This window comes from Acidovorax sp. (genome assembly GCF_046339755.1).
Taxonomy (GTDB): domain Bacteria; phylum Pseudomonadota; class Gammaproteobacteria; order Burkholderiales; family Burkholderiaceae_C; genus Acidovorax.
The window spans coordinates 1-6,844 of sequence record NZ_JBKDTZ010000206.1 but is presented as its reverse complement, the minus strand read 5'-3'; the positions used below and the strand labels follow the sequence as shown (position 1 = coordinate 6,844).

General features: G+C 62.4%; 5 protein-coding genes. All 5 read right to left on the bottom strand.

The window, feature by feature from the left end; translation table 11 throughout:
• On the bottom strand, nt 1–837 hold an 837-nt coding region (locus ACK59X_RS16975), incomplete at its 3' end, for a hypothetical protein (RefSeq protein WP_409959038.1).
• A 727-nt stretch (nt 838–1,564) separates the two neighbouring features.
• On the bottom strand, nt 1,565–1,810 hold the full coding sequence (locus ACK59X_RS16970; protein WP_409959036.1) for a hypothetical protein: 246 nt from the start codon (nt 1,808–1,810) through the stop codon (nt 1,565–1,567).
• 99 nt (nt 1,811–1,909) lie between these two features.
• Nucleotides 1,910–2,236 (bottom strand): hypothetical protein, encoded by a 327-nt coding sequence (locus tag ACK59X_RS16965; RefSeq protein ID WP_409959034.1) that lies wholly within the window; start codon nt 2,234–2,236, stop codon nt 1,910–1,912.
• A complete protein-coding gene (locus tag ACK59X_RS16960; protein WP_409959032.1) occupies nt 2,229–3,356 on the bottom strand; it encodes a hypothetical protein in 1,128 nt (375 codons plus the stop codon). The genes ACK59X_RS16965 and ACK59X_RS16960 overlap by 8 nt, the downstream gene beginning before the upstream one ends.
• Nucleotides 3,357–4,087: 731 nt before the next feature.
• Nucleotides 4,088–6,844 (bottom strand): Ig-like domain-containing protein (locus ACK59X_RS16955; protein ID WP_409959030.1); only part of this gene is annotated, 2,757 nt, incomplete at its 5' end.

The following is a 6,844-nucleotide window of genomic DNA, read 5'->3' as shown; positions in this document are numbered from 1 at the left end:
CACCGTCTTGCCCTGGAAGGCCTCTTCGCTCAAAGCTTCGCTTTGTTCGAGGAGTGCCATCAGGTCCGGTTGCTTGGCTACCACTTCGTAGAGCGGGTTCAGCGAGGAGTAGATCGCCGTCGTGATCTTCTTGGGCGGAATCCATTGCTCCTGCACGTCCGCAGGCATGATCTTCTTCTTGCCCTTGGCTTTCACCTCGGCGTACTTGGCGCGAAGGATCTCGCCGGTCTTCTCCCCGTGCTTGCGCAGCAGGTCGATGGCTACGGTCGCAGACACAACGTCTCGATTGACAAAGTCGTGGACATCAGGAGTTGCCTCGCCAAGCAGAATCAGCGACTCCACGTACGAGACTTCCTTGTGTACACCTTTGGCAATGTCCGCAACTGTCTGCCCCATGTTGAGGAGGGCGATGTAGTCGCGGCCAGCTGCAACGGGCTTGAATTTCAGACCGTTTTGGCTGGTGTGCTTGACGTAGTGGCGATCGATGTTGTTCCCGCGAAAAGGAACACACGTCAGGCGATCGATTTGGCCTCCCCGAGCGCGCGAGCGCTTGGCGCCGCGCAGTCGCTGGTGACCCTCAACCACGAAGAACTCGCCAGTCGACGCATCAATTCGCACCACCAGAGGTGGAACGAACTGACCATCATCGTAGGCCTTGGCAAACCCCTCGATCTGGGCTTCGACATCGGGGTCGTCGTAATTGCGAGGATTGAAGCCCTCCTCTTCCAGCAAGCTGTCCAAGGGAATCTTAAACATGTCGTCTTTCGAAACCCCGGTAGCCTCCTTGTTCGCGGCCTGTGCTTTGAAGGACGCGAAAATTTTCTCTGCTGTCGTCATGGTCTATCTCCTGGAAAAAACCATGCACGCGATCTCCCCCTATGGGAGTCGCGTCCCATGGCGGGTTGATGTCTCCGGAACACGGAGGAATGAATTGCTAGATTTTTGACTCCCTAGCTGGGAGTTACAAACACTGGACTAGCCAATGCGTTTGATGCTTGCCAAAGCGCCCGGTAGGCACTTGGGCAAGCACCCTCAGCGAGGTGAGGTGCTTGGCAATCAACTGCTCCGCCCGATGGTGGCAGAGTTAGTTTGGAGGCCCGGGATGATGGTCCCGGGGAAATTCTTCGAAAAGAGGGTCGGGATTCCAGCCTTGGTCGGACTTGACGTGGATGAGTCTGCCCCGGTCAGCGCACCAGGTCACTGAGTACGCTCGAATCTCACGCTTGTTGACCATACGGTTGGCATAGTCGTGGGCCTGGAGGTAGGACTGGTCCTGCGGCGCGTAGGCTGCGAAATCGGAAAGATCGCGGGGTGTGACGTGCCCGGTGGGCGACAGCTGAGTCATGTGGTGGTCTCCATAGGAAATGCAGACCACTGTCCCCGGGGACAATGGCCCGCTGGGGTTGAATGCACGGGGGGACCCTGTGCTCTTGATGCTGATTGTTTCCACTCCTCAGCTAGGAGCATGTGCCGATGGCAGAGCCGATCGGAGGAAAGCTTTCCAAAGACCCCGGTGGGAACTTTGGGAAACCCTCGCGCATGCGCACGAGGTCCTGATTCTATTCTATTCGCTGTGGTGCGCGAGTGGCAACCCGAAGCCTGCAGGAGGATGAGTCCTGAGGCTCTTGCGCACGGACTCGCTTGCCGCCGCGCAGCTGCTGAGTGCCTTCGCCAGGTCAGCGGGCATGCCATCCGTAGCAGCTGCCAGTTGGGCCTGCTCTTGCGGGGATAGCCTGCCGATTGCAGCGGCGGCACGAATGAGCAGCTCGCCGACCATGTTGACGGTCAGCTTCGTGTTGTACGTGTCCATTGGAAGATCTCCTCACAAATGGTTGAAATGATGAGCCCCAAAAGAGTATGACGACTCGACTGGGGCTCTCTTGGCTAGAAGACGATGGGAAGTCTCCAGCTATGAACGCAGGCCTAGATCCTCGAACTTCGTGAAGTCGATCATTCGCCCACTGTAAGTAGCGGTCTGACCGAAGACACACATTTCGTGGGTGCTGAGCCCAGCAGCCTGGATCTCCGCGAACGCAGCTTTGAAGTCTGCACGTCCGAAGTTACCCGGCACGATGAACACTCCGCGGTTCGTGGATGGTTCGCGCCCAACCAGCATCACGTACCCCTCGATCTCCTCGATAGGTTGCTTGCTGTAGGCATTCAGCCGCCGAAGGACCTGGTCACGCAATCCAGCCAGGACCTCAGACCGCAACACTGTGCTTGAATGCTCAGGCATGTGTCACCTCCCGTGGCGTCTGGTAGCTGGCAATGGACTCCAGAACCGCGAAGGCACGGGCACGCTGCCAACCGCTGAAAGTGCAGGAGGCGACATGGTTTAGTCCGCGCTCCAACTCGATCAGCTGCGCAGGTGCGATCACGCCTCTGCGAACGGCATCAACCAGATCGCCAGGAACATCCTGCGCCACCTCCTGTATGGATGCGGCCAGGGTCTCCCAGTTTTCGGGGCGAACGTCGGCGCGGAACGCCTTCGCCGTGACGGCAGGAACGATGGCAGTCGCCGGCGGTATGAGTGCCGGCATGCCCATGGTCAGGGCCGTGTTTTCGGATTCGCCAGCGCGCACGACATCGAAGCCCCGCAAGATGCTGTCCGGGGCGCCACTATCCTGTCTGAGCACAAGCCGTGCAGCCAGAACTTCGTGGGAATCGTCATGCTCTGGAGAGCCTCCGTCAGACTGAACCGCCAGGCGGGTGATGCTTCCATCATCCTGCTGCTGGAGGGTTACGAACGGCTCAGTGGCCTCGCCTTCCCATGCAGAAATGGCGTTGGCCGTTCCACCATGGCCATAGACGACCACACGCACGTTCTCGTACACGCACTCGAAAACTGACGCTGGCTCGAACAAAGCAAGCGCCGCCTTGAGCTTTTCTGCATCCTGCGGGAGCTGAAAGTCCACGTCCTCATCCCCATCAATAGTCTCAAAGAAAGAAGCGCGGCTTCCAGCCAGCGCAGCCCACACGTGGACCGAAGACCTGGCCTTGACCCAGAAGACGCGATCGTCCGTCGCCGAAGTGGCGCCATCGAATCCATGTCCAAGGACCTCAAAGGTTCGTTGCGTTGGCCAACCGGCTGCTGGCTCAAGAGCACCCTCCCGTTTCATCGCACGCATACGCGCCACTGCGGCATCCGTGGTGGCCAGCGATGCGAGTTTCATGAAATTCACGGCCGCATTGTGTGCCAACACAGACGAGCCAATACTGCGAGCTGCGTCGCCAGCTCTGAAGGCGGCTGACGAGGCCTCGCGCATCTCGAAGTACGAGATGGCAAGTCGCTTCAGCTTGTCGACCACTGCCGGCTCGGCCGCAGGGATTGGGCCGTTTGCACATTGCATTTTCATATCCTGTCTCCTATGGAAGAGCAGGCACCGGCCCCAGCGGGACAGCAGTGCCCGCAAGGGTTGAGAGCGTCCCCAAAAGGACGCTCGGAATTGCTGGTTGTTTCGCAGTCCCCAGCTAGGACATCAAACGGCAGGGAAATCCTGTCGTCGCAAATTGATCCTCACACTCCACCCCGGACTGAGTCTGGGAAAGGCGGTGGCCAGGCGCTACATCCACACATCTGGATTGGCGAACCACCCTCCCTGCGGAATGATGGTCCGCCAGGCTTGAATGCGCTGGACGAGGTCCAGGCTGGAAACGCTGATTATTTTTGCTCCCCAGCTGGGAGGCTCTTGGGCAATGGCTGAGCCACGGTGTCGAAGCAGAGCACGCTCTGAGGGCGTTGGGCAACCTATAGCGCCCCACTCCACGTCAAGCTTGAATTCTATGCCAGTAGCCTGCGGTGTCAAATAGCCGAGCAGCATACGTTGACGCCGCATGAACCTGGTAGGTGTCCGCATTACTCCTCGATCACCCCCTGTGCGTCAGCCCTGCTGTGTGCTGCCACGTGCATGCGCTGCCGACTGCGTGCACAGCCAAATCTGAAAATGCGCAACTAGAGAGCTGCCGCAGCCTCCCTGATGCCTGCGCAGCAGTGCATGCTGGCCATCTCGACTAAAAAGAATGCCCGCGCGCGGCGGGCTTCTCGTCATGAGGCATACAGCGCCCGGAATCGCGGGCAGTCTGGCGATCAGGCGAACTCGATCCCCTTGGCAGTCAAGCCCACCAAGTCGATGCGCGTGGCGTTGAGGTCCAGGCTGGCAGCCATCACCGCCAACTCGCTGGCGGTCACGCCGCTGCCGATCAGGTCGGTCAGGATCGTGAGTTCCTGCGCCGTGCCTGCACGGCCCACCACGTTGGTCCACAGCAGCTGCGCCACCTGGGCCGGCGTCTGCGCGCCCAGGGCCTGCAGGCCCAGCTGGGCCAGGCCCTGCTCGCCCATGCCGGCATCCAGCAGGCGAATGGCCTCGCCCACCAGACCCTTGTTGGCCAGGGCCGCGGGGCCCGCCAGCGCACCCAGCAGCTTGGCCGCCTGGCCCGCGTGGCCATTCAAGTCCAGCGCCAGTTTCGTGTCGCTGAAGTCCACGCGCTCGACGTTGCTCACGTCCAGCATGGCCCCATCGGTCAGGCGCTGTAGCGTGAAGCTGCCATTGGCGTTGTGCTGCACATGGGTCTGGCCCAGGCTGGCGGGGATCACCACGGTATCGGTGCCCGCACCCCCATCCACATAGCGTGCAAGGCCCAGGGTCGGGGTGATGGTGTTGTTGCCACCATCGCCGGTCACCGTCACCTCGCGGATAGCATCCACACGGATCGCTCCGGCCGCAGCCAGGCCCTCCAGCAACTGCGCCGGCGTCTTGCCCGCGGTCTGCGTGGGAAAGACTTGCGCAAACAGACTCGCCACCTGCTCGGCACTGTGGCCTTCCAAGGTCTGAATGATGGCGCCTTCGCTTTGCGTGAGGTCACGGCCCAGCCATTTGGAGAAGAGGAATGCGGCGGCTTCCTCTGCGGCGCTGTGCGCGATGGTGAGAATGGGGCCGCTGTCAAAGCGCACCTGCTCCACGTCGACCAGCCAGTCGGTCTCGCCAGTGGCGGTGTGGACCATCTTGATGCCGGCGCCCTCCAGGGTGATGGTGTAGTCGGCCCGCTTGCCCGCCTGCAGCGCCACGTCGAAACCCGTGCCGCCGTTCAGGTGGTCGTTGCCCGTGCCGCCCGAGAGGATGTCGTTGCCCGCACCGCCGAACACGGTGTCGTCCCCGGCATCGCCAAACACCTGGTCATCACCTCCTTCGCTGCCGACGACGTCATTGCCGCCACCGCCGTGGATGATGTCGTCGTCCGGACCCAGCACGATCCACTGGGCCTCGTTGTCGCCGCTGGCAACGTTCTGGCCGGCACCACCGATCAGGCGCACGCTGCCCACCACGGCGATGAAGTCGATGTTGTCGACCTGGATGACCGTGCCCGATGGCAGGGCCCGCGCGTCGAGCACGATCGCCTGCTTGCCGTCGGCGGCCAAGGTGCTGCCGGTGATGACCAGGGGCACCGCTGGGTTGAAGCCTGCTCCGGGCGTGGGCTGCAGGACCTGGACCGTGAGCGGTTCGGCGGAATTGAGCGCGGCAGTGAAGGCTTCACCAGAGCGCAGCAGCGCCTGGTCACCGCTTCCCGCGACGCGTTCGATGCGGTACAGCAGTTCGGCCAGCTGTGCCGTACCAGTGGTAGTGATGCTCTCGGCCTGCAGGCCCACGCCCACGGGCAAGCTCACGCCGATGACGGTATGGCCGTCCACCGCCTTGACCAGGGGAATGTCGGCCAGCGGCGAAGGCGTGCCCGGTGTCTCGGCGCGCTCGGGCGCGACCACAGGGACGGTGACCACGGTGGAGCCGCCAGGCCCGGGTTGTGTGGTGACCTGCACGCCATCGATGGCGGTGGCAGGCGGCACCACGGGAGCGCCGCCGCCCGAAGGCGCTGAGACCGTCTGGAAGTTGAGCGCCGTGGGCGCGCTGATACCGCCGAAGTAGTTGCCGACACTGTCCTTGACCACCCCGAACTCCGCCAGCAGATAGTAGCCGGTGTCGTAGATCAGATCGTCATGCGGGTTGAGGGTGAGGGTGGAGCCCTGGATGCTCAGCGTGCCGTGCAGGCTGCCCTCCCCAGTGGTCACGTCGAACTGCTCCACCAGCGTGTTGTCGCTTGTCTTGCGCAACTCCACCAGGCCTTCTGCTGCGACGACGTTCTCGCTGAAGGTCAGCGTCAGGTTGGCGCCGGGGCTGACGTTGATGGCGTCGTCCAGGGGCGTGCTGGTCTGCAGTGTGGGGGCCCGCGTGTCGATGGTGTAGGTATTGGAGCGGGTGGTGCCGCTGCCTGCGTTGCCTGCGGCATCCGACACACTGCTGTTGTCCAGCGTGATGGACTGGTTGGCCTGCTCCGTACCCGAAGCCGGCGTGAAGGTCGCTGTCCAGGTGATGCCGCCGTCGCTGCTGTGCACCGGAGACAGGCTGCCGCCCTCGATGGTGAGGCCGGCATTGGTGAAGCCGGTCACGGCTTCGCTGAAGGTGATGGTCACCAGCGACGTCTGGCCGGTCTTGAGGGCAGCGTTGGCCACCACGATGCTGGCGGTGGGCCGCAGCGTATCGATGGAATAGGCATTGGAGCCTGTGGTTGCGCTGCCTGCATTGCCAGCCGCGTTCTGCACGCCGGTGTTGTCCAGCGTGATGGTGTTGCCGGTGGACGCCGTGCCCGCCGGGGGGGTGAGCGTGGCCGTCCAGGTGCTGCCGCCATCGCTGGATTGCACCGGCGACAGGCGGCCGCCCGTTACGCTGAGGTCGGTGTTGGTGAAGTCGGTCACTGCCTCGCTGAAAGTGATCGTCACCAGCGAGGTCTGTCCGGCCTTGAGTGTGCCCTCGGCTACCACGATGTTGGCCGTGGGCCGCAGGGTGTCAATGGC

Excerpts from the sequence above, each read along its gene's own strand:
- ACK59X_RS16970 (WP_409959036.1), bottom strand. The coding sequence starts at position 1,810 with ATGGACACGTACAACACGAAGCTGACCGTCAACATGGTCGGCGAGCTG.
- ACK59X_RS16960 (WP_409959032.1), bottom strand. The coding sequence starts at position 3,356 with ATGAAAATGCAATGTGCAAACGGCCCAATCCCTGCGGCCGAGCCGGCA.
- ACK59X_RS16965 (WP_409959034.1), bottom strand. The coding sequence starts at position 2,236 with ATGCCTGAGCATTCAAGCACAGTGTTGCGGTCTGAGGTCCTGGCTGGA.